General features: G+C 71.3%; 19 protein-coding genes and 1 pseudogene. 8 read left to right on the top strand and 12 right to left on the bottom strand.

Annotated elements, in window-relative coordinates:
• Positions 1-93: 93 nt before the first annotated feature.
• A complete protein-coding gene (locus ACFW48_RS34365; RefSeq protein WP_386321912.1) occupies positions 94-1,122 on the bottom strand; it encodes a saccharopine dehydrogenase family protein in 1,029 nt (342 codons plus the stop codon).
• A 110-nt stretch (positions 1,123-1,232) separates the two neighbouring features.
• On the opposite strand from ACFW48_RS34365, the gene ACFW48_RS34360 reads away from it, so the two are divergent.
• The 5 genes and pseudogenes from ACFW48_RS34360 to ACFW48_RS34340 form a co-directional block, all read left to right on the top strand.
• Positions 1,233-2,222, top strand: a complete 990-nt coding sequence (locus tag ACFW48_RS34360; protein ID WP_386321910.1) for a helix-turn-helix domain-containing protein — start codon at positions 1,233-1,235, stop codon at positions 2,220-2,222.
• A gap of 256 nt (positions 2,223-2,478) precedes the next feature.
• Entirely contained in the window at positions 2,479-3,771 is a 1,293-nt protein-coding gene (locus tag ACFW48_RS34355; protein WP_386321922.1) for a M1 family metallopeptidase, read from the top strand.
• Positions 3,772-3,891: 120 nt separating this feature from the next.
• On the top strand, positions 3,892-4,473 hold the full coding sequence (locus tag ACFW48_RS34350) for a snapalysin family zinc-dependent metalloprotease (RefSeq protein ID WP_386321908.1): 582 nt from the start codon (positions 3,892-3,894) through the stop codon (positions 4,471-4,473).
• A gap of 138 nt (positions 4,474-4,611) precedes the next feature.
• Positions 4,612-4,848, top strand: coding sequence for a hypothetical protein (locus ACFW48_RS34345; protein WP_386321906.1), 237 nt, complete (start codon positions 4,612-4,614; stop codon positions 4,846-4,848).
• A gap of 699 nt (positions 4,849-5,547) precedes the next feature.
• Positions 5,548-5,823, top strand: a pseudogene (locus ACFW48_RS34340) (FGGY-family carbohydrate kinase); the annotation flags it as partial.
• Positions 5,824-6,027: 204 nt separating this feature from the next.
• Here ACFW48_RS34340 and ACFW48_RS34335 read toward each other — a convergent pair.
• From ACFW48_RS34335 to ACFW48_RS34310, 6 genes are all read right to left on the bottom strand, one after another.
• Positions 6,028-7,068: a tetratricopeptide repeat protein gene (locus ACFW48_RS34335; protein WP_386321904.1), complete on the bottom strand. Its 1,041-nt coding sequence runs from the start codon at positions 7,066-7,068 to the stop codon at positions 6,028-6,030.
• Positions 7,069-7,089: 21 nt separating this feature from the next.
• A complete protein-coding gene (locus tag ACFW48_RS34330) occupies positions 7,090-9,591 on the bottom strand; it encodes an Hsp70 family protein (protein ID WP_386321903.1) in 2,502 nt (833 codons plus the stop codon).
• A gap of 15 nt (positions 9,592-9,606) precedes the next feature.
• The gene (locus tag ACFW48_RS34325; protein ID WP_386321901.1) at positions 9,607-10,143 is read right to left on the bottom strand and encodes a hypothetical protein; all 537 of its coding nucleotides are present in this window, start codon (positions 10,141-10,143) and stop codon (positions 9,607-9,609) included.
• Positions 10,140-11,474, bottom strand: coding sequence for a hypothetical protein (locus ACFW48_RS34320; protein WP_386321899.1), 1,335 nt, complete (start codon positions 11,472-11,474; stop codon positions 10,140-10,142). Before ACFW48_RS34320 ends, ACFW48_RS34325 begins: the two co-directional genes overlap by 4 nt.
• Before the next feature lie 53 nt (positions 11,475-11,527).
• Positions 11,528-12,607 (bottom strand): protein kinase, encoded by a 1,080-nt coding sequence (locus tag ACFW48_RS34315; RefSeq protein WP_386321897.1) that lies wholly within the window; start codon positions 12,605-12,607, stop codon positions 11,528-11,530.
• Between the two features lie 80 nt (positions 12,608-12,687).
• The gene (locus ACFW48_RS34310) at positions 12,688-13,473 is read right to left on the bottom strand and encodes a polysaccharide lyase family 7 protein (RefSeq protein WP_386321895.1); all 786 of its coding nucleotides are present in this window, start codon (positions 13,471-13,473) and stop codon (positions 12,688-12,690) included.
• A 232-nt stretch (positions 13,474-13,705) separates the two neighbouring features.
• Here ACFW48_RS34310 and ACFW48_RS34305 point away from each other — a divergent pair, with 232 nt between their 5' ends.
• Positions 13,706-15,613 carry a serine/threonine-protein kinase gene (locus ACFW48_RS34305; RefSeq protein WP_386321893.1) on the top strand — a complete coding sequence of 636 codons (1,908 nt, stop codon included), beginning with the start codon at positions 13,706-13,708 and terminating at the stop codon, positions 15,611-15,613.
• Between the two features lie 31 nt (positions 15,614-15,644).
• On the opposite strand, the gene ACFW48_RS34300 is transcribed toward ACFW48_RS34305, so the two are convergent.
• A complete protein-coding gene (locus ACFW48_RS34300; RefSeq protein WP_386321891.1) occupies positions 15,645-16,433 on the bottom strand; it encodes an FHA domain-containing protein in 789 nt (262 codons plus the stop codon).
• Positions 16,434-16,569: 136 nt separating this feature from the next.
• On the opposite strand from ACFW48_RS34300, the gene ACFW48_RS34295 reads away from it, so the two are divergent.
• Entirely contained in the window at positions 16,570-17,088 is a 519-nt protein-coding gene (locus tag ACFW48_RS34295) for an ATP-binding protein (protein WP_386321889.1), read from the top strand.
• A gap of 148 nt (positions 17,089-17,236) precedes the next feature.
• Entirely contained in the window at positions 17,237-17,890 is a 654-nt protein-coding gene (locus ACFW48_RS34290) for a YceI family protein (protein WP_386321887.1), read from the top strand.
• An 18-nt stretch (positions 17,891-17,908) separates the two neighbouring features.
• Here ACFW48_RS34290 and ACFW48_RS34285 read toward each other — a convergent pair whose 3' ends face one another.
• The 4 genes from ACFW48_RS34285 to ACFW48_RS34270 form a co-directional block, all read right to left on the bottom strand.
• Positions 17,909-19,438, bottom strand: a complete 1,530-nt coding sequence (locus ACFW48_RS34285; RefSeq protein ID WP_386321885.1) for a ricin-type beta-trefoil lectin domain protein — start codon at positions 19,436-19,438, stop codon at positions 17,909-17,911.
• Positions 19,439-19,578: 140 nt separating this feature from the next.
• Positions 19,579-20,985, bottom strand: coding sequence for a cellulase family glycosylhydrolase (locus tag ACFW48_RS34280; RefSeq protein WP_386321883.1), 1,407 nt, complete (start codon positions 20,983-20,985; stop codon positions 19,579-19,581).
• A gap of 106 nt (positions 20,986-21,091) precedes the next feature.
• Positions 21,092-22,651 carry an APC family permease gene (locus ACFW48_RS34275; RefSeq protein WP_386321881.1) on the bottom strand — a complete coding sequence of 520 codons (1,560 nt, stop codon included), beginning with the start codon at positions 22,649-22,651 and terminating at the stop codon, positions 21,092-21,094.
• Between the two features lie 301 nt (positions 22,652-22,952).
• Positions 22,953-23,897 carry an Lrp/AsnC family transcriptional regulator gene (locus ACFW48_RS34270; protein WP_386321880.1) on the bottom strand — a complete coding sequence of 315 codons (945 nt, stop codon included), beginning with the start codon at positions 23,895-23,897 and terminating at the stop codon, positions 22,953-22,955.
• Between the last annotated feature and the right edge of the window lie 90 nt (positions 23,898-23,987).

Below are 23,987 nucleotides of genomic sequence, written 5' to 3'. Positions count from 1 at the left end.
CACGATCCATGGCCGCGACTGTCGTTTCCCCACGAACAGCCCAACGACCACCCAAGCTGAAAGTCACATGATCAACAACTTCTGTTAGGACCTCTAAGGGTGCAGCTCCAGGCTGATGTGCGGGGACAGCGCACGGAGGAAGTCCGCCGCGTCGAAGACCTCGCCCGCGGAGACGACCCCGACCGCGGCGGCCCGCCCGTCGAGGACACGGCCGAGCGCTTCCACCACCAGCGGCGCGGTCACGGCGTAGATGTCCTGTCCCCGGGCCACGGCGCGCCGTTCGGTGTCACCCGAGCGCACCAGGACGTCGACGAGGAAGGTCTGGGCGGATCTCCCGCGCTCGTCCACCGCGGCCGGCGTCGGCGTGTCCGGGGCGGCGATGTCGCGGGCCGCCTCGACCGTCATGTAGGTGCGCACTTCGGGAATGGTCAGATGGCTCGGTATGGTCACGACGTCGGCCATCGTGAACTCCGCGATCACGGGACGCGGTCCCACGGGGTCGGGGAAGGGCCAGTCCTGGGTCCGGGTGGCGTCGTTCGTGTACTCCAACCGCCCGCCGGTGTAGCGCACCCGCCGGCCGTCGCGCCGCTGCCGTGAGACGGCGCCTGCCGTGCGGGTGCCGGCGGTGGGATGCCAGTTGCTCAGTCCGTAGGCGATGTGCGCCTCGTCGGCCACCGTCCAGTCACCCATCGCGGCGGAGGCGAGCAGGTCGCCGAGTCCGCCGAAGAAGGCCATCGCCGGGACGATCACCGCCCCCGCGTCCCGGGCCCGGTCGGCGAAGTGGGCGAAGGTGTCGGCGTTGGCCTCGATCTCGGCCGCCACGTCGAGGTACGGGAGCCCCGCCCGCAGGGCCGCCTCGATCACCGGTGCGGCCGTCACGGCGAAGGGGCCGGCACAGTTGATCACGGCCGCCGCTCCGGCCAGCGCACGGTCGAGCGAGGCCGGGTCGTCGACCGACGCCGGGCGGGCTTCCAGCCCCGTCTCGTATGCCAGCTCCTTCAGCTTCCCGACGTCGCGACCGGAGAGGACCGGGCGGAAGCCACGCTCCCTCAGCTCGTCCACCACGAACCGCCCGGTGTGCCCGTACGCGCCGAACACCGCCACTGTCTGGCCCGACTCCATGAGTTCTCTCCTGTACTCGAACGACCCTCTGCGCTCTGACACGAACATCCTCACGAGAATCGGCGCCCGCCACTACCGTCCGGAACGCCATGGCCCATACAATTCCGGACATGACCACTGTCGCGCTGGCCGCCACCGACGGCATGCTGCACTTCGAGCTGTCCTTGGCGTGCGAGGTCTTCGGGACCGGCCCGGCGGGCATGGTCGATCCCTGGTACCGCCTCTCGGTCTGCGGCCCGAGCGCCGTGCGGGTCGGCCGCTTCCGGCTGGAGCCCGACCACGGACTCGACCGCCTCCCGCACGCCGACACCGTGATCGTGCCCGGGTGGGCCGACATCGACCAGGATCCGCCGGCCGAACTGATCGACGCGGTGCGCGAGGCCCACGAGGCCGGCGCGCGTGTGGCCTCCCTGTGCACGGGCGCCTTCGTGCTGGCCGCCGCCGGCCTGCTGGACGGCAAGCGCGCGACCACGCACTGGGCCCACACAGCGGAGCTGGCCCGACGCCACCCACGGGTGACGGTGGACGCGGACGTCCTCTACGTGGACAACGGCAGCGTGCTCACCTCCGCCGGCAAGGCGGCGGCCATGGACCTGTGCCTCCATCTCGTCCGCCTCGACCACGGCTCGTCGGTCGCCAACAGGCTCGCCCGCCGCCTGGTCGTGCCGCCCCACCGGGACGGCGGGCAGGCGCAGTTCGTGACCACTCCGGTCCCCGCCCCGGACAACCACCCGCTCGCCGAGCTCTTCCCCTGGGTCCTGCAGCGGCTCGACCACCCGCTCACCGTCGAGGACCTGGCCCGCCAGGCACGCATGAGCTCGCGCCACCTGGGCCGCCACTTCAGGTCGGCGACCGGCACCACCCCGCTGCAGTGGCTGCTCACCCAGCGCATCCGCCACGCGCAGGAACTGCTGGAGACCAGCGACGACACCATCGACGCAATCGCGACGGCAACCGGCATGGGCACCGCCACGACGCTGCGCCGGCACTTCCACCGGACGGTCGGTGTGCCGCCGGACGCCTACCGCCGCACCTTCCGCTCGCAGACCCGGCTCGCCCGGACGGCGCCGGAACCCACCATCGCCGTTCGCCGCCCCTAGGGCCTTCCCGTCCAATCCGGCGCGCCCCGTCCAATCCCGTGACCGCTTCGCCCGACGGCGAACCACCCCGTCGAGCCGACCGACGTTCGCCAGGCGTGCGAACCACCCAACTCCCCACGGGGTTCGGCGTGATGTGGCAGTATCCGCTGGCATGACGCCCTCAGCCGTGTGGTCGTTCCTGTCCGGTCGTCGCCTGTTCGTCGCGCTGGTGGCGCTGGTCGTGTCGGTCGCCTTCGGCACGAGTGATGCCGGCTCGATGACCGGGGGTCCGGACGTGTCGAGGGCCGCCGCGACGCCCGATCGCGCTCGCTACGACGTGACGCTGCGCTCCGACGCCGACGGCAGCCACTGGACCGGACGGCAGCGTGTGTCGTTCCGGAACGCGTCCGACCGTCCGCTGCGCGAGGTGTACCTCCGTCTGTGGGGCAACGGCGAGGACCAGTGCGGTACACCCGATGCGCGCTCCCCCGTCACGGTCTCGCACGTGGACGGTGGCACACCGGGTGGTCTCGCCGTGCACTGCACGGCCCTGCGCATCGCTCTGCCGGAGCCGCTCGCCCGCGGTCAGCGGACGTCCGTCGCCTTCGACGTCTCCATCACCGTTCCCGACCGCAACGCCCGCTTCGGCCGCGAGGGCGCCTACCGCTTCCTGGGCAACGCGCTGCCGGTGCTCGCCGTGCGTGACGCGAAGGGCTGGCACCTCGACCCGTACGTGGCGCTGGGTGAGAGCTTCTACGCCCTGACGGGCGACTTCCGGGTCCGTCTCGACCATCCGTCGGAACTGAAGGTTCCCGCGACCGGTCACACCCGCGCCCTTCCGGGCGGTCCCGGCCGTACGGTCACGCTCAGCGTCGCGAAGCGGGTGCGGGACTTCGCCTGGGCCGCGGGTCCGTTCCGTACGGCGACGGAGACAACGCCCGGAGGCGTGCGGGTGAAGTCGTACTGGACGCCCGACACCCCCGCCGCCGGCGTGCGCCTCAACCGCGTGGACGCCGTCGCCTCGATCAACCGGTTCGGCAGGGAGTTCGGCCGCTACCCGTACGGCGAGATCGACCTCGTGATGACCAGCCGCTTCGGCGGCGGCATGGAGTACCCCGGCCTCGTCCTCCTGGGCACCACCGAGGAGGGCAGCGCCGTCGTCCACGAGGTGGCGCATCAGTGGTGGTACGGCATCGTCGGCAACGACGAGTACGCCTCACCCTGGCTGGACGAGAGCTTCGCCCAGTACGCCAACGCCCGGTACTACGGCTGGGACACCCGCGACTGCTGGTCGGACGTCTACTGGCCCGACGACAGCACCGCGCTGACCGGCTCCATGGCCTACTGGTCACAGCACCCCGGCGAGTACCACCTCGTCTACACGGCCGGGCCCTGCGCCCTGGCCGACCTCGAACGCACGCTCGGCGCCGGCGCCATGGCACGTCTTCTCAAGCGATACGCCCAGGACCACTGGTACGGCGTCTCCACCACCGCCGACTTCAAGAAGGCCGCCCAGGCCCTGACGGACGAGGACCTCGGCCCCTTCTGGGAGACCCACCGCATCCGCTGACGGCCCGTCCCGCAATATGCCGAGCCGGGCCGGAATGGCGGATTGGCAACCGTGTGCGGTGGGCAGGGTGCCCAATGGTGTCATGCACACGACTCCCCTTCCCCCACAAGGAGGTCGATCATGCACGTCCGTACCCTGACCGGCGGCCTGACCGCGGCTCTGCTGGTGTCCCTTCCCCTGCTGAACGGCCAGGCCGTGGCCGCCGAACCGACCGGTGGCACCACGCTCCCCCTGTCCGCCGCCCGGGTGCTCACCTACGACGCGAGCGGCTCCGCGGAGTTCGCGTCCGCGGTCGACCGGGGCGCGGCGATCTGGAACGAGAGCGTCGACGGCGTGGAACTGCGTCCCGCCACGTCCGGGCAGCGCGCCAACATCCGGATCCTCGCCGACAACGGCTGGCCGCGCGCCCTGCCCACCTCCCTGGGCAACGGCACCGTCTACATCGGACGCCAGGCCGTGAACCAGGGCTACAACACGGTGCGCATCTCGTCCCACGAACTCGGTCACATCCTGGGCCTGCCGGACCGCAAGCCCGGCCCCTGCTCCAGCTTGATGTCGGGCTCCAGCGCGGGTGTCCCGTGCACCAATCCCTACCCGAACGCGGCCGAGAAGGCCGAGGTCGAGGACAACTTCTCGGCAGGCTTCTCGGCGGCCTCCCGGGCACCGGTGCCGACGCCGCGGGCCGTCACGGTCGGGGACTGACCGGGCGCACGGGCCTCGCCGCACCAGCCCCGGTACACCCACCGCGAGCCCCGCCCCGGCCTCCAGGGGCGGGGCCCCCTCGGGGCGCCCGCGGGTCGGCACTGGGGCACCGCCGGATCCGGGCCTAGGATCGGAGGCGTGGACATTCCCCATGACCTGATCGTCCTTGAGCGGGCGGCGGACGAGCAGCGTGCGCGCCTCGCCGGACTCGAGGGCGAGGAGTTCGACGTGCAGCACCGGGCCTGGCAGGAGGCCGCCCAGGCCGCACAGGCGGCGATCGCCGATCACGCCACGGTCAGCGGCCAGTCGGCGGAAGCCGTCGAGAGCGCGGTCAAGCGCGCCATCCGACGGACGGAAGAGGACCCCGCCGAGTAGTCCGGCCCCCGGCACCCGGGACGAGGCACTCCGCCGCCGGTCGCGGGGTGAGGGCGGCAACCGCCGGGCCGTGGCCGAACGCCGGCCTCCCGGGCCGGACACCACGGGCCGACGCCGGCCTCATACCCTGAGCGGAAGGACACTGTCTGCGTCTTCCAGGAGAGCTCCTCGGACACCCCCACCGCTGCCCGCTCTCCTGGAGGACCATTCCGTCGTCGCCAGCGGGACTCTGCACCATCCGCCTCTGCCGCGCCGTTCTCAAGGCGGACGGCACACTGGCCAGCCCGTCATGAGCTGGATGGACGAGCGCGTCGGCCTGCCGTACACGGACACCGGCCCGGAGGCCGCCCGCGTCACGACCAGTTCCGGCTACATCAGTCACCGGACGACGGGGAACTTCCGTGGCACGGCGGCCGACTACGCGGGCATGCGGCCCCTCGCCCCGGACACCTGGCGGTGGACCGACGACGACGCGGAGATCGCCGAGCTCGGCACGCGGCGCGAGCTCCTCTCCGACCTCGTGCTGCCCGGCGACGTCCTCGGAGAGGTCACCGATGCCGCGGCGCGGCGCGGCACACGGGCATCCCCGCCGGCGTACCCGTGGTCGCCACGGCCAACGACAAGGCCTTCGAGGCCCTGGGCCGCGGACTGCGCATCCCCGACACACTCCTCGTCTCACTCGGCACGTACGTGGCGGGCATGGCGACCGGGCCCCGCAACGTCACGAACGTCACCGACTTCTGGGTCGACTACGCCTCCGTGCCTCGTTCCTACCTGTACGAGTCCGGCGGAGTGCGGCGCGGCATGTGGACGGTCAGCTGGTACCGCGACCTGCTCGGCGAGTTCCACATCTACCGGTCGATCCTCGAGGCCCTCGCGATGACGATCCACGACACGACGGCACGCATGGCGGAGGAACTCGGCACCACCTACCGCGAGGTCATCGTCTCAGGTGGCGGCTCACGCTCCGATCTGATGATGCGGATCCACGCCGACGTGCACGGCGTCCCGGCCCGCCGCGCCGAAGCGTCCAGTGCCGCGCCGGCGAAGTCTTCCTCCCGAACCGGGACGACCACGACCTCTACCGCCGTCTCGGGGCGGTGTACCGGGACGTCCGCGACCACACCGACGCGCTCTACCGCCGTACGTACGACATCTTCGGTTGAGCGGAGCCGTCGGCTAGCCGGGCGTGATCACCACCGTGACCGTCCGGTTCCTCGCGGCGGTCTCGTGCGCCGCGTCGCGCTGGTCCGCGCTGGCCGTGGTGAAGGCCGTGAGGGGCTTGCCGCTGGCGGCGCTCAGCTCCCGGGCGGCGATGAGAGCACGCCAGAGGGAGAGGACGGAGCCGCCGCTGGTCGGGGCGCCGGGCACGGTGGCGGTCTGGCCGTAGATCTCGACACGCACCGTCCGCCCGGCCAGACGTTCGCCGAGTCGGGTGAGCCGCTCGGCGCCGGTCGGGGTCAGCCGGGCACCCTCGGAGAAGAGCCCGTCGGTGAAGGTGACCTCCACGGAGCTCTCCCGCACCACCGGGCTGATGCCCGGTGCCCGCAGCGTGTCGGCCAGCGCCGTGGCCGCCTCCGTCCGGCGGGCCGTCTCACGGACTTGGTCCCGTGCCCGCTCGGCCCGGCGCTCGGCGTCGAGGCGCTCGGCGAGCTGTTCCGCGCTTTCGGCCCGCGACGGACCCGGCTGCGTCGTGCCCGCGCCAACGCCGTCGGTGAGGACGACCGCGCAGGCCGTGACCGCGGCCACGGCGCAGACCGCGGCGGCCAGTGCCGTACCGGCGCGGTGCCGGGAGAGTGCCGCTCGCGGGCCGCGTCGGCCGAGCCGGTCGATCCTCGCCAGCCCGGCCGAGGCGGCCGGATCCCCCGGTCGCCGTTCCTGGACCCGATGCCAGTACTCCGCCGACCGGGCCAGGTCTCCTCGCTGCGCGTACACACGGGCCAGCAGGTCGAGTACGTCCCGATGCGTCGCGACCCCGGGCTCGTCGGCCTCGTGCAGCAGGCGCAGGGCACCATCCGGGTCCCCGGAGCGGGCCGCCGTCCGGGCACGCGAGACGAGCAGCGCGACCCGGAGCGACTCGGCGGCAGGGGCCGTGGCCCCGGCTTCCTCGACGCCGGGTTCCGGACGGCCCGGCCGCGCGCCGTCCGTCACCGTGCCGTCCCCGCCGGCGGACAGGATCGCGCCGGGCGGGACACCCGTCGGGATTCGGGATGTGGACACCGTCGACTCCTTGTGGGCTGACTAGTTGATGCCGCCGGAGAGCCGCTCGGCCTCCTCGGCGGCTCCCGGGGGCAGCAGTCGGCGCAACCGCTCGTTGACACCGGCGAGGGCGCGGCGGTCGCCGGCGGCGACGGCGCGGCGGCCCTCCAGGATCGCGGCGTCCGCCTGGGCGCGGGAGAACATCTCGTCGCGCATCTCGACCAGCGCGTGGAAGACGGCGTACTCCCACTGGTCGGTGCGGCGCAGCAGTTCGACATGGAATTCCCCGGCCCGCTTGATGAGCCGCCGCAGGTCCGCCGGGGTCGCGTCGTCGCCGAGCGAACTGGCGCGGTCGCGCATGCTCTGCAGCTCCCGCCGGTCCGACGGGCCCCCGCCGACCTGCTCGACGATGTCCTCGCAGGCGCTGAGCAGATCCCACAGTTCGCGTTGCAGTCCCGGGATCTCGATCGCCTCCTCGATGTCGTCGAGCTGTGCCTCCACATCGCGGATCCGCCGGTCGCTGGTGACGGCGGCGCCCGTGTCGACGGCCGCCGCGTCGACCTCCTTGCGCAGCTGGGGGATGGTCTTCTGATCCGAGAGGTCCTCCAGCCGGGTCCGTGCCTGCTCGGAGTGGATCTCCTCGGCCTGGTCCTGGAGGAGGTGCGCCCGCTGTTCCAGATCGTGCAGGCGGTCCACGAGTTCGGAGTGTTCGGGGGCGAGCAGCTCGGATCGGTTGATACTCGCCTCGAACTGCTGCTCGAGCAGGGGGATGTCGGCGGTGACGAGGACCTCGCGGTTGCTCGCCTGGATCTCGAAGGTCACCTCGACCTCGCTCTGGGCGGGCAGGTCGATCCGGATGTCGCGCGGGCGGATCTCGAGCAGCCCCACCCGGGTGTTGCGGTCGGCGCGCCTGCGCTCGCCCTCCAGCAGCGGGATGCGGATGACGGCGTCCGGCTGGGTGCGGCGCAGCGGGATGGTCGTCCGGTAGGGCTTGGTCACCTGGGCCGGCAGTGTGGTGCCCTTGCGCAGCAGCGGGTCGAAGGTTCCGTCGGCCTTGCCGATGCCGAGGGTGCCGGTGAGCACCGCGTCGCCGGGGACGACGGCCGCGTGGGTGATGGAGAACGTGTCCCCTGCCAGGTTCCGCCGGGTGCCGGAGTTGTCGGTCAGCTCCACGGTGAAGCGCGACCTGGCGTCGGCGTCGATGGCCACCTCGGTGTAGAAGGTGCCGTCCGCGCCCAGTTCGGTGCTCGGGCCCCGGAACGGCGGCCGACCGTCGGGGTTGCTGAGGGTGACGGTGAACCGGGCCCAGTCCACCGCGCCACCGCTGCTCACCTTGCCGGAGACCGGGATACCGGTGGTGTCGACGGACTGTGCCGGATAGTGGAGCTGGATCGCGAATTCGCCCGGCGCCGCCTTGTGCGGCTTCTTCGGCAGCCGGACCGTACGGGCGAACACGGCGGCTCCGCGCGCGACCACGGTGGTGGGATCCTGGCTGTGGTCGAGGCGGATCCCGGGGCCTTCGACCGGATCGGCGAGCAGTTCGCGCAGCCCGGGGCTGAGCGTGGCTCCGCCGACCAGGAGCAACCGGTCGATGTGGTCGGGGCGCAGCGAGCTGTGGGCCAGCGCGTCCCGGCAGAGCCGGATGGCGCGCGTGTAGAACGGCAGCGCCAGATCGTCCAGGGCGCCCCGGGTCAGGGTGAATTCGAAGGGCTCGGTGCCGCCGCTGCCGTCGTCGAGGTCGGCGGAGATCTCGACCGAACCGGCGCGGGACAGCGCGATCTTGGCGTTCTCCGCCTCCAGCTTGAGCTTGGCGAAGTTCTTGCGCCAGCGACGGCGGTTGTTGCGGCTGAAGTCCGCCAGGCCGAGGTCCCGCCGCACCGCGGGGGCCAGCAGGTCGTCGACCAAGGCCCAGTCGATGAGCTTGCCGCCGAGGTAGGGGTCACCGGCGTGCTGGATCAGCTGCAGCTCGCCGTCGCGCTTGCTCATCAGGGCCGCGTCGAAGGTGCCGCCACCCAGGTCGAACACCATCCAGTGGGCGGAATCGGAGGTGTCCTGCACGCCGTAGGCGATGGCGGCGGCGGTCGGCTCCTGCACCAGCGGGCAGTGCTCGCCGAGCCCGGCGAGGGCCGCGGCGGAGCTGGTGGCGTTGTTCTGGTTCAGGGCGAAGGAGGCCGGGACGGTGATGACGGCCGCCTCGGGCTGGTAACCGTACTCGTGTGCGGCGTCCTGCCGCAGGGACTTGAGCACCTCGGCGGAGAGCTCCTCGGGCGTGAGCGAGATGCCCGTACGCTCGAAGAGGCGGCCCGCGCCCGCCGCCCCCATCTCCAGTTTGAACTCGGCGTACGCGTTGTCGGGATCGCTCTCCGTGCGTTCCCTGGCCCGCCTGCCCACGTGGATCACCCCCTCCTTGGGGACCCACACGGCCGAGGGCGTGAAGTCCCAGCCGTCGTTGTTCTTGATGACCCGAACACCGTCGTCCTCCGCCACCGCGATGGCGCTGTTGGTGGTGCCGAGGTCGATGCCGAAGTCGATGGTCTCGCGCATGGTCGTTCTCCTTGGTCACGTGCCAGGGTGTGGTTCGGGTGCGGGCCTGCCGACGATGACCTGGCCCATCCGGATCCGTTCGCCACGGAAGTAGACCGACGGCCGTACGGTCTCCAGCACGACCTCGCGGTCCAGTTCCGGTTCGTCCTGGAACACCAGGACCTCCAGGGACTGTCCGGAGTCGAACGGCTTGCCGTCGTGCTCCTGGATCTCCAGCCCGTCGTCGGCGAGCGCCTGACGGCTCGCGTGGACCTGTCGGCGCACTTGCCGCAGGTCGGCCGCGGAGAGGGGGCCGGTACCCTGGTCGAGTTTGCGCTGGGCGCGCCAGAGGCCGATGGCCGCACCGAGCAACGCGTCCGTTCCGGCGCCCTCCGGGGTGCGGGCCCGCTCCGCGAGGGCTTCGGCGGCCTCGACCTCGGCGAGCACGGCCGCGGCCCAGTCGGCCTGGGCCGGCTCCAGCAGCGGCCGGGGGACGCGGAACTCGGGCGGGTGTCTCAACTGGCCGAGCAGGGCGCGCACATCGCGTACTCGCCGGTGGACTCGGGGTGTCATCGGTACCTCCTCCTGGCCCGGTGGATCCGGAACCGCGCGTACCACTCCGTGAGCTTCTCGGCGGCGCCGTAGAGCAGGCCCACCACGAGGAAGGCGCCGACTCCCGCTTCCCACCCCCTGTTCACCCACAGCGCGGTCACCGCACCGATCATCAGGGCGACGAACAGGCACCCCCACCATTCACCGCCCGAGACGGTGGACGACTGCCCCGAGGCGGCGCCCGTGGCAACGCCCCCCAGGGACCAGTCGTAGATGACGTTCCAGTTCTCCTTGAATTCCCTCACGTGGCGTTCCGGCGCGATTTCGTACGCCCTCTCCGCGAGTTCGACCACCGTCCTCTTCTGCTCGGGGCTCGGCCGGACGGACTGGTGGTAGCCCAGCATCGCCACCGCGAGGTTGCCCACGCCCACCGCGACGATGTGCGCGACGTCGTCGTACCGCCAGTCCGACACGAAAGCCCGGAATTCCCCGAACCGTTCGAACGCCGGGAGCACCCTCTGCCGCACCATCAGGTCGGCGTCCCCGAAAAGCCGGGCGTCCTTCTTCTCGTTCGTGGCCCGCAGTGCGTCGATGACGTCCTGGACCGTCTCCTCCACCGTCTCCTCGAAGAGTTCGCCGAAGAGCCCCGAGAACGCCCTGTGTTCCGCCCAGCCCGCGCAGACCCGGGCAAGCCGCGGCCGGAAGTCCGGGTCGGCGGCCAGTTCCCGGAACGGGGAGACGAGGAGGCCGGGCAGCGCGGCGAGGAAGTCGTCCGCCGTGTGCTCACCCAGCCGGGGATCGTCCAGCTCCGTGAGCCGGTGGGCGATGTGCCGGCGGAATTCGGCGCGTTCCAGCAGCAGCCCCCAGCCGCCGGCCGCGCCCTGCCAGAGCGTGTCCCGTCCGTCCGTGGCGGCGTGGACTCGTCCGGTCTCCGCCTCCAGCGCCATCGCGTGGAAGCGCACCGCGTCGTCGTGCTCCTCGTGCACGGACGCGGGGCAGCCGCACCCCGGCCCGGGTTCGCCCCACAGCCACAGGAGTTCGTCGACCAGCCGACGCCTGGGGTCCTGGAACTCCTCGAACGCGGCCCGGACTTCCTCTTTGCGGTACCCGCCCGCGATGGGTGAGTCCGGATCCGCGGGCCGGGTGCCCTCGACCGCGAGCCGGGCCTCCAGCCGCTGCCGGTGCTGCCGGACGGCGCGCCCTTGCGCCTTCGCGGGGAGCCCGGTGACGGCGAAGGCGTTGTCGCGGTACAACCGCGCCCCCGCCAGATCCGTGAAGCGGGACAGGTTTCCGGTGCCGTTCCGGGCGTCGGACGGCTCGCCCCTCCGGTCGCCCGCAGTCGTCTTGTCCATCCGCTCTCCATACGTCCGCTGCCCGTACGTCCGTTGCCGGTGCGTCGCACCCCTCACATGACCACCCCCCGGCGCCACGTCATCAGCCGAGCCATGTGCCGTTCCCGGAGCCGGGGATGCCGGCTGACGGTCTCCTCCAGCTGATTGGCGGCATCGGCCAGTCGTCCCGGCATCCGGGAAAGCTCGATGACCGCTCGCACCCGCTCCTCGACGGACCGCTCCACCGCCGCCCCGTGCGACGGCGGTCCCACCCCCGCCGACGGCCGTAAGGCCTTGGCCCGTTCGGCGACCTCACGGGCCGTGGCGGGCCGGTCCGCCACGTCCACGTGCAGCATGTCGGCGACCAGGCGGTCCAGTTCGGGTTCCACGCCGTCGTTGAACGCGCTCGGCGGCAGCAGTGGCTGGTTGAACCGCTCCAGAGAGAAGGACTGCACCGGGTCGCCGCCGTTGTACGGGAAGTGGGCGGTGAGCAGGAAGTACGCGATGGTGCCCAGCGCCCAGACGTCCCCGGCGCACGAGTAGCCCGTGCCCCGGCGCAGCACCTCCGGCGGCATGTAGGCGACGGTCCCCTGGGCACTGGCCGCCATCGTGCCCGGGTCGGTCTCCTTGGCCAGACCGAAGTCGCTCACCTTCACTCTCAGTCCGGACTCGTCGTAGGTGATGAGCACGTTGGCCAGCGACAGGTCACGGTGCACGATCGGGTGCTGCCGTTCATGTGCGACGGCGAGCCCCTCGGCTGCCTGCCGCAGTACGGCCGCGGCCTCGCCGACCGGTACGGCGCCGGAGTGCGAGTCGACCAACCGCTCCAGGCTGCCGCCGGCCACGTACTCCATGGTGATGTAGCCGCGCATCCCCTCGGAGGTCTGCACGGTGCCCGCGTCGAACACCCGGATGATGTTGGGGTGTCCCAGGGTGGAGAGGATGCGGGCCTCGTCGAAGAGCCTGGAGGTCGCCTCCAGCGAGGCCACGTGCTTGAAGATCTTCAGCGCCTGCCAGCCGAGGATGTGGTGCCGTACCCGGTACACCTCGGCGAACGCGCCCTCGCCCAGCCTGCGGTCCACGACGAGCGCCGAGTTGATCCGCTGCGCACGGATCAGCAGTGTCCCCTCCACGCCCGTCGTGTCCCCCGTCATCCGCCGCGCCCCTTCCGTGCCCTCGGTCGGCGCCACCGTGACACGCGCCTCCCGGGAGGGGTCCCGGGAGGCGCGCCGGTTCAGGAGTGGGTGACCTCGATGCGGGAGATGCGGACCTCGCCGTGGTTGTCGTCGGCGCACGGCTCGGAGTTGTCGCAGTTGGCCTGCGTATAGGCCCCTGCCTTGAAGTAGTTGGTGTCGCCGTCGTGCGCGATCGTGGTCTCCAGACGTCCGTTGTAGTACACGGCGATCCGTCCGTTCTCGGCCACGAACTCGGCCTCGAACTCGGTGCCCAGGTCGTAGTCGTCGGTGACGAGGTGGTGGTGCCGGTCGTCGCCGTCGGTGATGTACAGGCTGCTGCCTTCGAGACGGAAGACGGTGACGTCGTCGTCCCCGCCGTGGACCTGCGCGCCGACCAGGTACGGCCGCTCGGCGGGCAGCGCCGTGAACGCCTCCCTGACCACGAGCGTGTGGGTGCCGTCCGTGGTGGACCAGGCGGCCTCGTCCTCGCCGCCGTCGGTCATCTCGCGCAGTTCGGCGCGCGGGTAGCTGGAACCTCCGGTCGTCACGCCGTTGACGGCGGCCCGGAAGCTGACCGCGTCGCAGCCGGATCCGGTCCGGAACCAGGGCTCGGCGGAGTAGGTCGCCAGCTCGGGCTGGGTTATCTCGGTGGGATCCTCGTCGTCGCCCGTGGGCAGGGTCAGCTTCCAGTCCGTCAGGTCGAGGACGTCGGCGGGGTGCGCGCACCGGGCAGCGGCCGCCCGCTCGTGCGCGGCCCGGGTGTCGGCGTGGGCGTTCAGGGTGAGCGTGGCGGTCGTGACGGCCGCGGTGATGCCGGCGAGCACGGCGGTCCGGGTGCTGGGCATGGCGGGTCTCCTCGCGTCGGGGTGTTCGGTACGGCCCGAACGCGCACGGTAGGCGCCCCTGTCGGGACCCCTCCCGTGCTTCACGGTCCCGGGTCTGTCCACGCTGCGCGCGACTGATGAAGGCTCTGGGTAGAGACTGTGTGCGGCCCGCCGTGCACAGTAGGTTCGAGGCATACGCGCGGCCCCGGACCGTGGCCGTGTGCGTACCGGACTCGACCGAGAGGGAAGATCCGTGCGTTCCGGTGAGGAGTTCGCCGACCGCTATGTCCTCAAGGAGGTCATCGGCGCGGGACGGGGCGGCGACGTGTGGCTGGCCCACGACACGGTGGTGGGCCAGGACGTCGCACTCAAACCGGAGCGGACGGACGGCGAGAGCGAGACCGCGCTGCGGCGGCTGCTGGGCGAACCGCGTGCCATGGCCAAGTTCCGTGACCATCCACACGTGGTGACCCTTTTCGACGTGGTGACTGTCGAGCAGGACGGGCCCGGGTCGCGGACGTACTGGTTCGTCATGGAGTACGTCCCCGGCGGCGGCCTGGACCGGTGTCCCACGGTCTCTCCCGAGCGGGCGGCCCGTATCGGCGCCCAGCTCGCCGACGCGCTGGCCGCCCTGCACGAGGCGGGCATCGTCCACTGCGACGTCAAGCCCGCCAACATCGGCGTCACCCGGCACGGGACCGCGAAGCTGCTGGACTTCGGCGCCGCTCACCGGGTCGGCGGCACCGAGACCATCACGGTCGACGGCCCGTTCAGCTTCACCCCGGACTTCGCGGCCCCCGAGCTGGCCCGGGGCAACCTCCCCCGGCCCGCCTCGGACGTGTTCTGCCTCGCCGCGACCCTCTACGCGCTGGTCACCGGAGCGCCCCCGCGCGGGGGCGCGCCCGACGACGCCGCCGCACCCGCCGGGACGGCCAAGGACGGGGAGGAGTCGGAGCGCCTGCGGTACTGGAAGGCCGAGCAGGGCGTCGTCGAGCTGGACTCCGCCGCCGTGGGTCCGCTGTATCCCGTGCTCACCGCCATGCTGCGCCGCGACCCCCGGCAACGCCCCTCCGCCGCCGAGGCCGGGCGCCTTCTGGAGCAGGCCGCCGGATCCGAACCGGCATCCTCCCGAGACACGGCCACGACCGTCACCGGACGTCGAGGGTGGCGGCGACCCCTGATCGCGGCCGCCCTGGCCATCAGCGCCTTACTGGTGCTGGGGCCGGTCCTCGTCCCCGGCACCGACGGCGGCAGGGCCACGCCCCAGCCGGGCCAGAGCCGGCCGGCGGACGCCTCGGACGGCGAACCGCACGCACTGGTCGGCGATCCGCACACGGCCGACGTGTGCGCCCTGGCCGACCCCGCCGCGCTCGACCGGTTCGGCGACGCGAGGGTGGACGCGGACTACGGAAACTTCGACCGCTGCGACATGCTCGTGCACGTCGACGACAAGACCCGGATCGACGTCTCGACGCGCCTCCTCGAAGGCCCGCCCCCGGAGGGGACGACGCCCTCCCGCACCATCGGGCGGATCGGCATCCGGGAGGAGGAGTCGGGGGGCGAGGAGTGCAATCTGCTCCTGACGTCCGACGCCGAAAGCACGCTGGTCCGGGTCCGCGTCAACATGGGCAGGGGCTCCGTGGTCGGCGGCACCGCAACCCTGTGCGCGGTCGCCGGCAAGGCCGCCGAGAGCGCCGCCGAGGTCCTCGACCGGGGTCCGCTCCCCCGCCGTTCCCCGCCCTACCCGCGCACGTCGCTGGCCTGGGCGAACGCCTGCGCTCTGCTCGACGCCAAGGCGCTGTCCGCGGTTCCCGGCCTCAAGGTGGACGTGCCGGACGTCGGCATCGTGAACTGGAGCTGCGAGTGGTCGAGCGACGTCGACGAACTGGATGCCGAGGTGGCCTTCTTCCGGGACCAGCCCAGGTCCGCGGCGGACGGCACGGCCCTCAGCCTCGCCGGATACCGCGCCGTGGCGGAACCGGGTGACGACGGGGACACCTGTTCGGTCTTCGTCGAGTACCGCAGGTACAGCGGCCACAACGCCGAGACCGCCGCCGAGATGGTGCGTCTGGACATCACGGGGCAGCGGCCCATGGACGAGCTCTGCGGGATGGCGAAGGACCTCGCGGCCTCGGCCGCGGCGGAACTCCGGGCGCGATGACGTAGCGCCGGTCCACTGCTCCGCCGGCCCCTCATGACGTGGGGTCGGGCCAGGGTTCGTCGTCCTCCATCAGCTCCAGGTCCGGCGGCACGAGCGTCGTCGACTCCACCAACCCCTTGATCAGGTTGTGCAGCAGGCTGTTGTCGCCCGGGCGGCCCTGCGACTTGTCGTGCAGCAGCGGATACCGGAAGCCGGTGCGGTGCAGGCGGTGGCGTACGACCTCGATCCGGTGTTCGATCCTGCGCTCGGTCCAGTTGGCACCGGGGTGCAGGTAGCCGAGCTGCTTGGCGGCCGTGGCGTACGTCAGGGGGCGCGGCTCCTCCTCGTACAGCAGATATCGCTGGCCGAGGACGACCAGCAGCAGCCGTTCGTCGTCGTCGAGCGCCCACGTCTCCGGCCGGACGGTCTCGGCGCGGCGCCGCGACACCGGCCCCTGGTCGTCGTGGCCCGCCACGTACAGCTCGACCAGATGCTCGCGGTAGCCGGAGCCCTTCACGAACAGCGGGGTGTAGCCGGTGGCGAGCGGGATCGCTTCGGAGCTGAGGTGCATCATCCGGCCGCGGGGCAGCCGGACAAGCTGCTGCCCGGTGTTGCGCAGCCACCACAAACCCTGACGGTATGTCAGCTCGCCGTGCCGACGGCTCACCCGCAGGTCGTCCACGCCCACCCCCAGGTCCACATCGGGCTTCTCGCCACGCCCGAAGCAGACCGTCAGCCCCGGGCGGGGCGGCGCGCTCAGCTCACCGGTGACCGTGCGGGCGTGCAGAGTCCCGGGCGTGGTGGGCGCGACACCGCGCGCGAGGCTGGCGGAGAGGGGCATCGCTGGTCTCCTCGGTTCTCGGCGTACGGCGTGCCGACCAGTGTCCGCCCCCTCCGCGGGACCCCTCCCGAACCGGGCCGCGTCCGTTCCCGCGTCCCGCGTCCCGCGGCCGGGCACGGGGCTAACATGGCGTCCCGTGATCGTATGGCTCAATGGCACCCATGGTGCGGGCAAGACAACGACCAGTGCACTCGTGCAGCAGTTGATCCCGGATTCGCGGGTGTTCGACGCCGAGAAGGTCGGCGAGACACTCATGGACATCACGCCGGGGCTGCCCGAGACGGACAACTTCCAGCACTGGCCGCCGTGGCGGCCGCTCGTCGTCGAGACCGCCCGCCGCGTACTCGACTACACCGGCGGCACTCTGGTGGTGCCCATGACCGTCCTGGTCGAGCGGTATTGGCGCGAGATCAGCACGGGCCTCGCCCAACATCGCATCCCAGTACGGCACTTCGTCCTCCACGCTGACCAGAAGACCCTCCGCGGGCGCATCGAGGGGGCCTCTCCCGTGCCCTCCCCCTTCCGCCTCAGGTACCTCGAGCCTTACGCCGAGGCGGCCCGTACATGGCTGCACGGCGAGGCCGAGGTCGTCGACACCACGCACCTCACGCCCGCCGAGGCGGCTCTGCGGATCGCGGGGGCCGTCAGGAGTTGAGGTCCGCCGCAACGCGGGCACATTATGTTGATCTTGTGCAGCTTCGCAGTCGACCCCATGGAACCCGGACGAGGCGGCCCATCTCGCTGGGCGGCGCCAGGCGGCGCCGTGATAGCACGGAGTACCAGATGGGAAAGGGCTCACGATCATGGGTATCTTCAGCCGTCGCCAGACCGCCGTCATCGAACAGACCCCGGCTGTCGACACCGGCGTCTCAGGCGCGAAGGCCGCGGCCCGGGGTGTCGCACTCGACCCCGCACTTCGCGCGCTGACCGGGCGATGGACCATCGACCGACCGCACAGTCGCATCGGATTCTCCGTGCGGCACGCGATGGTCACGACGGTGCGAGGAGCTTTCGCCGACTACGACAGCGCGTTGTACTTCGACGGAGCCCGGCCCTCCGAGTCGGGGGCCGAACTCGTCATCCGGGTCGCCAGTGTCGACACGGGCGTGGAACAACGGGACGCGCACCTCATCGGCCCCGACTTCTTCGATGTGCGCCGCTACCCGGAGATGGCCTTCCGCAGCACCTCCACCGTCCACGAGGGCGGCGAGACCTTCCGCATGACCGGGGACCTGACCATCCGCGACGCCACCCGGCCCGTCGAGCTGCAACTCGACTACCTCGGCTCGGTCATGGATCCGTTCGGCGCCGAGCGGGCCGGCTTCGACGGCACCACCACCATCGACCGTACGGAGTGGGGCCTGGTCTACAACCAGCGCCTGAAGGCGGGCGGCACCATGGTGAGCGAGAAGGTCCGACTGCAGTTCGACATCTCCGCGATCCGGTCGGGGTCATAGGGCCGGGCGCGGTGCCCGCTACGTGAAGCGCTGGTTGTCCGAACCGTCGCAGTTCTGGATCCGCAGCGGCTCGCTCGGGCCGGCCAGGGTGAGGCAGAGCCCTCGCGCGGACGCCGGCCGGATCGTGGCCCCGTCACGGACGAACTTCTGATGCGTCCCGCCGTGGCAGTTCCACAGGACCAGGCCCGTGCCGGCCGGATACCTGGTGTCGGGGACGTCCAAACAGCGGTCCTGGGTCAGCTCGGTATGGATGGTGCCCCGAGCCGGGTCGTACCACCAGCCCTGGTTGCGGCCACCGTGGCACTCCCAGCCGAGGACGCGGGTGCCGTTGGCGCTCTCGGCGGCGTCGACGTCCATGCAGGTGCCGGTCGCCCGGTTGGTCAGCGGTCGGTAGGCCGTGTCCCAGGCGTACGGGAAGAGGACCGGGTTGCCGGAGGAGTCGACGTCCGCGCAGCTCGCCTCGTCGGCATCCGAGCCGTACAGCTGCGTGAGGCAGGAAGCGAAGGCGGCGTGGCCGCGCTTGTTGGGATGGAAGGACTGGCGGAGGGAGTTCTCGTCCGGCGTGCCGGGCTTGGAGAGGTCGATGAAGGCGCCCCGGGCCCAGGTGTCCTCCATGCAGACCTCGTGGCCGTGGAAGAGCCGTGAGTTGTCGAGGTAGATCGCGCCCGTGTCGGCCGCGGCCTCGCGCATTCCGCGTTCGAAGGCGGGGACCGCGCTGTTGCGGCCCCAGACGGTGTCGGAGTCGTAGCCCAGGCCGCCGCAGGCGAGCTTGCCGGAGAAGGCCGGGTTGTCGCGGAAGTCGGGGCCGATGGGGCTGGGATAGCCCATGACGACGAGTTTGTAGTCGCCGTCGGCGTAACCGGCGTCCCTCATCACGCTCTTCAGGTCGCGCACGGTCTGCTCGACCTTGGGCACGAGAGCGTCGACGCGGTCCTGCCAGCCGGTGGCGTACTTGGCTTCGCAGGGGCCCTGGAGGAGGAGGTAGCGCGTGACGCAGTCGGTCATGACGGGGCCGAACTGGAGGTCGTCGTTGGCTCCGGCGACCAGCAGCACCATCTTGACGCGGGTGTTGCGCGCCTTGATCGCGAGGCTGTCGCTCTGCACCAGTTCGTCGGCATACTGCTTGGTCCCGCCGATGCGGATGTTCCCGGTGTACGCGCCGGAGCAGGACACGTTGAGCGTGAGGTCGGCGGGGATCCCGGTGCGGTGGATGGCGGCGTCCGGCGAGCGGTGGCACCAGTTGTCGGGGCCGTTGGTGCCGGGTTCGTAGGTGCCGATTCCCTCGCCCGAGATCTCGCTGTCGCCGAGTGAGATCAGGCTGGTCTTGCGGTCGCCGAGAGGTCGTTCCGCCGGATTTCCGTACAGCTCGGTCGCCTCGGCCGCGCGGATGGCCTCCAGTTCGGGGGAGAGCGGTACGGAGGAGACGGTCTCGGCGGAGCCGGGCCGGGCGGCCTGCGCGGGGGCGGCGGCGGTGAGGGATCCGCATGCCACCGCCACCACCGCGGCAGCCGCCGTCAGCCAGTGGTGTCTGTGCCGTTTGCCCTTCACTGCACCTCCTGGTGGGTTGAGGGGTTACCAGGGGTTGTACTGACCGGTAGGCGGCGTGGGAATACTTGAAACAAGACAACTGCTCAACTTTTGCGCTCGCCCGCGGCTCGTCGGCAGCCCGTCCGCGGTTCGCCCTCGGGTCATCGTGGCGTGCGCGGAGTCACGACGACGGTGACATGCGCGCCGGGCCGCGCCCGCACGCGCGCGATCGCCGCACGGTCCTCCGGCAGTACGGGTGTGACGGTGCGGGTGGCGCCGGTCGACTCGATGCGCCAGCCGCCCGCCCGGGGCGGCACGGAGATCTCGGTGACACCGCCCCCGGCCCGGTACGACAGCCGGAAGGCTCCGCTGTCCGGCTCGTACACCTCGGCGGTGACCCGGCCGGCGACCGCCGGAGCGTACGGCGCCGCGGTTTGCTCCTTGTTGGTCCGGAAGCGTCCCTCCGCGTCGACGGCGCAGTATCCGCCGCCGTAGCACCACACGTAGCCCGCCCAACCGGAGCTGTAGCGGTTCAGGGACGACAGGGCGTCACGGTAGAAGCGCCTCATGTTGGGCAGGGAGTTGTTGAGCGGCCCCCACTCCCCCACCACGACGGGGACGCGGTACTGGCGCGGATAGAGGGTCACCGCGGACTCGTACGCCTCGATCCAGCCTGCCGAAGGGTCGTAGTCGGCGCCCGCCTCCATCGCCGTGTTGTAGAAGTGGGGCGCGTAGACGGCCTTCGGGTCGTCGATCCGCCCCAGACCGGTGGGGACGCCCTCCCCCACGATCGGGGTCGGTTCGAAGAAGATCCAGGAGTCGTCGTCGACGGAACGTACGGCGTCGGCGAGGCGGTTGTACAGGGGGGTGAGCTGATCGCGCTCTATGCGCCGGGCCGCCGTCGGCAGGTCCTCGCCCTGTCCGATCTCGCCCATGGGCTCGTTGATCAGGTCGTAGCCGAGGACGGCCGGATGGTCCCCGAGGCGTCCGGCCAGCACCCGCCACATATCCGCCTGCGCGCGCCGCAGGTCCGGGTCCTCGTAGAGGTGGGTGAACGCACGCTGCACGGCCGGTTCGAAGTACTCGGCGAACCAGTCGTCGGGGTGCGGTTGGAACGGCAGCCCGTCGGTCCTCGTCGCCCACTCGGGGATGCCGCGGTGCCCGAACGCGGGCCCGAAGACGTCCTGGTGCGCGTCGATGAGGACGTGGACGCGGTGCTTGTGCGCCCAGTCCAGGACGCGCTCGATCCTGTGGAGGTACCGCTCGCTGTAACGGCCCGGCTCGGGTTCGAGGTCGTCCCAGAAGACCAGCAGCCGCGCGAAGTTGAAACCCCGGGCCCGCAGGTCCCGGAAGTGACGCTCGCCGATCGCGGACAGAGCGGCCTCGCCGCGGTGGGTCTTGTCCTCGACGTTCCAGCCGCGCAGGGTCAGCACGCGGCCCCGGTCGTCCGTGAGCCGGGGTATGCCGAGGGGCGGGTCCCGGTGGTCCTCGGCGGCGGCCTTCGCCTGGGCGGTTCCGGTGGACAGCAGGACGACGCAGACGAGCGCGGCGCACAGACGGCGGTACATGGGGCCTCCGGCACGGTCGGTCGACAGTGCCGCAGATCACATCAGGAAAGCTGAGGATTGTTCAAGAGTGCGGGTGCCGAAGCCCGCCGCGGCCCGCCTCGGCGTCTCAGTCCTCCGCGATCAGGGCGGGAGTCGACCGGGTGAGCACCTCGCCGTGGAAGAAGGCGGGGCTGCGCCGACGCATCACGCACATGATCACCACACCGAGTGCGAGCAGCCCCACGCCGATCACGAAGACGGAGCCGACCCCGAGGACGGACGATCCGCTGCCGTAGGCGGGGTCCCACATGTCGGCCAGCGTCTTGGCGAAGACGGCCGCGAGCAGGACGCCACCGACGACCGGGAAGAGCCCCTTGAACATCAGGTCGCGCCCGGACTTCAGCAGGTCGGCGCGGAAGTACCAGGCGCAGGCGAAGGCCGTCAGCGCGTAGTAGAAGCAGATCATCAGGCCGAGTGCGTAGATCGTGTCGACCAGTACATGCTCACTGACCAGTGACATCACCGTGTAGAAGACGCCCGTGGCGATGCCCGCGGTGACCGTGGCACGGCCCGGGGTGCGAAAGCGCGGGTGGACCCGGGCGTAGGAGGCGGGCAGTGCCTCGTACGTCGACATGGCCAGGACCGTACGGGCGACGGGGATGAACGTCGTCTGCAGGCTGGCCGCCGCCGAGGCGAGGACCGCGACGAACAGCAGGACGCCGAGGCCCGGGCCCATCACGGGGCCGGCGAGGGCGGCGAAGACGTTGTCCGACGTGTCGGGGTTGGCGAGTCCGAGGCCCTGGTCACCGGAGCCCACGGCCATCTGCGCGGCGACGCCCGTGGCCAGATAGGAACCTACGAGCACGATCATGGCGACGAGCGCGGCCCGGCCCGGCGTACGGCTGCTGCCGCTGGTCTCCTCGTTGGCCGTCAGACAGGCGTCCCAGCCCCAGTACATGAAGATCGACAGCGAGAGGCCCGCCGTGAAGGCGGCGAACGACTGGACGGCGAACGGGTTGAGCCACGACCAGGAGAAGTCGGCGGAGGTGGGGAGATCAGCGCTTCCGGCCTTCGAGAAGGCCATTGCCACGAAGACGGCCAGCACCAGGAGTTGCAGCGCCACCAAGGCGTACTGCAGGCCCTTGGTCGCCGTCATCCCGCGATAGCTGATCACCGTGGCGATCGCGATCAGCGCGAGGCAGGTCACGATGTGCACGAACTTGTTGCCGTCCAGTTCGGCCACCGAGGCACTTCCGGTGATCTCTCCCGCGAGCAGCCAGAAGTACGAAGTCGCCACGCCGGCCAGGTTCGACAGCACGATGATGGTGGCGATCACCAGGCCCCAGCCGCACATCCATCCCACGCGCGGACCGAAGGCCTGCACCGTCCAGGTGAACGACGTGCCGCAGTCGGGCATCGCCTTGTTCAGCTCGCGGTAGGCGAAGGCGACGAGCAGCATCGGCAGGAAGCCGGCGAGGAACACCGCCGGCATCTGCACTCCCACCTCGCCGGCGGTCGAGCCGAGCGTGGAGGTGAGGCAGTAGACCGGGGCCACGGTGGAGACGCCGATGACGGCACTGCCCATCAGGCCTACGGAGTTCCCGTTGAGGCCCTTGGCGCGCATACCTTCGGCGGAGGCACCGTCGCCCGGCTCGGGGGCCTCCAGCCGCACGTCGAGCTGAGTCATGAACAAGACGTTAAGTCCTGCGGTTTCCGTGGTGGCTGTTCCGTGACCCGCCCTGCCATGACTCACTTCACCATCCAATTACAGGCCGACCCCGAGGTTCTGCCTGCACTACCTAGGGGAATGACCCACATCACTCGCATCTCCCAAAGGGCGAGCGACGGCTGTCCGATATTCGGTTATCGCAGAAGTGGCCGATTCACGACGTTCGGGCATGCCGCATGACCTGCGTCACACTTCCGCCAGTGGCAGGGGGGACGTGCTCACAGGCGGGCCGGCGCGCCCGCGCGCTTGTAGGAGCGCATCAGGAGCGAAGTGTCGCCGAGTGCAGTCCAGGCACGCCGCTGAAGGCGCGGGCCGCGAACGTCCGCAGCTCGGCCATGGAGGCGTGGCTCGCGTAGCCGAGGACGTTCGTGCGCCCGGTGGTCAGCGCGAGATGGCGTACGGACGGCTCCCGCGCGAGGACGCGTACGGCCTCGCCCACCGCGCCCGGGTGGACGGTGAGCCGGAAGCGGGCCTCCACCGGGTGGCCGAGGACGGCCGGCTCCGCGAGCAGGCGCAGACGCAGCGCGTGCGAGGTCATCAGCCGGGCGAGGCGTCGCCGGGCCGTGGTCTCGCCGACGCGCAGCTCGCGGGCGAGACGGCTGAACGGTATCCGCGCGTCCTGTTCCAGCAGCGTGACGAGGGTGTGGTCGAGGGCGTCGAGCGGAGGCGGGTCCGGCAGGGGGCGGCCCTCGCTGAGCGTACGCCGTACGGAAGTGGGCTCCGGATCGAGCGGTGACCAGTCGTTCGCCGTGAGAAGGAGCCGCAGGACGACGGACGAGTGGACGTCCCGTACGACCTCGATACGGCCGATCCCCTCGTCGACGGCGGTGAACAGCTGCTCGTGATCGTGTGCCTGGAGTTCGGCGAAAACCTGGAGATCGCCGGTGGCGACCTCTACGGACCAGACGTCGGGCCGCCTGGCCAGGGCCGTCGCCGTCTCGTGCACGCGGCCCGGCAGGCAGGTGACGGCCAGCTCGGCGACGATGCCTTCTCCGAGGTACTCGGGCACCAGCGCTGCCGTGAACCGTACGAGGCCGGTGGCGGTCATGCGTTCCAGACGGCGCGCGACGGCGCGCTCGTGCACACCGACCCGGGTGCCGACGTCGGCGAGGCCCGCACGGGGCTCGCGGCCGAGCACGCGCAGGATCACCCCGGACTGCGGGGCCCTCCATCCCGAACCGCGGCCGGCCTCGGTCCGGTTCATGGGTCGCGCAGAGCAGTCCGCCGACCCTGTACAGGGCGCGGCGGCGGGAACGACGCCGTAGGGGCGGCCCTGCGGGTGGACGTCCCGCAG

This window comes from Streptomyces sp. NPDC058812, assembly GCF_042744565.1.
Classification (GTDB): Bacteria; Actinomycetota; Actinomycetes; order Streptomycetales; family Streptomycetaceae; genus Streptomyces; species Streptomyces thinghirensis.
This window is presented reverse-complemented; position numbering and strand designations above follow the sequence as displayed.

What these genes read in the sequence shown, in the direction of transcription:
- ACFW48_RS34355 (WP_386321922.1), top strand. Translation starts at nt 2,479, where the DNA reads ATGACCGGGGGTCCGGACGTGTCGAGGGCCGCCGCGACGCCCGATCGC.
- ACFW48_RS34360 (WP_386321910.1), top strand. Translation starts at nt 1,233, where the DNA reads ATGACCACTGTCGCGCTGGCCGCCACCGACGGCATGCTGCACTTCGAG.
- ACFW48_RS34290 (WP_386321887.1), top strand. Translation starts at nt 17,237, where the DNA reads ATGGGTATCTTCAGCCGTCGCCAGACCGCCGTCATCGAACAGACCCCG.
- ACFW48_RS34315 (WP_386321897.1), bottom strand. Translation starts at nt 12,607, where the DNA reads ATGACGGGGGACACGACGGGCGTGGAGGGGACACTGCTGATCCGTGCG.
- ACFW48_RS34270 (WP_386321880.1), bottom strand. Translation starts at nt 23,897, where the DNA reads ATGAACCGGACCGAGGCCGGCCGCGGTTCGGGATGGAGGGCCCCGCAG.
- ACFW48_RS34325 (WP_386321901.1), bottom strand. Translation starts at nt 10,143, where the DNA reads ATGACACCCCGAGTCCACCGGCGAGTACGCGATGTGCGCGCCCTGCTC.
- ACFW48_RS34280 (WP_386321883.1), bottom strand. Translation starts at nt 20,985, where the DNA reads ATGTACCGCCGTCTGTGCGCCGCGCTCGTCTGCGTCGTCCTGCTGTCC.
- ACFW48_RS34275 (WP_386321881.1), bottom strand. Translation starts at nt 22,651, where the DNA reads ATGACTCAGCTCGACGTGCGGCTGGAGGCCCCCGAGCCGGGCGACGGT.
- ACFW48_RS34320 (WP_386321899.1), bottom strand. Translation starts at nt 11,474, where the DNA reads ATGGACAAGACGACTGCGGGCGACCGGAGGGGCGAGCCGTCCGACGCC.
- ACFW48_RS34300 (WP_386321891.1), bottom strand. Translation starts at nt 16,433, where the DNA reads ATGCCCCTCTCCGCCAGCCTCGCGCGCGGTGTCGCGCCCACCACGCCC.
- ACFW48_RS34330 (WP_386321903.1), bottom strand. Translation starts at nt 9,591, where the DNA reads ATGCGCGAGACCATCGACTTCGGCATCGACCTCGGCACCACCAACAGC.
- ACFW48_RS34350 (WP_386321908.1), top strand. Translation starts at nt 3,892, where the DNA reads ATGCACGTCCGTACCCTGACCGGCGGCCTGACCGCGGCTCTGCTGGTG.
- ACFW48_RS34365 (WP_386321912.1), bottom strand. Translation starts at nt 1,122, where the DNA reads ATGGAGTCGGGCCAGACAGTGGCGGTGTTCGGCGCGTACGGGCACACC.
- ACFW48_RS34310 (WP_386321895.1), bottom strand. Translation starts at nt 13,473, where the DNA reads ATGCCCAGCACCCGGACCGCCGTGCTCGCCGGCATCACCGCGGCCGTC.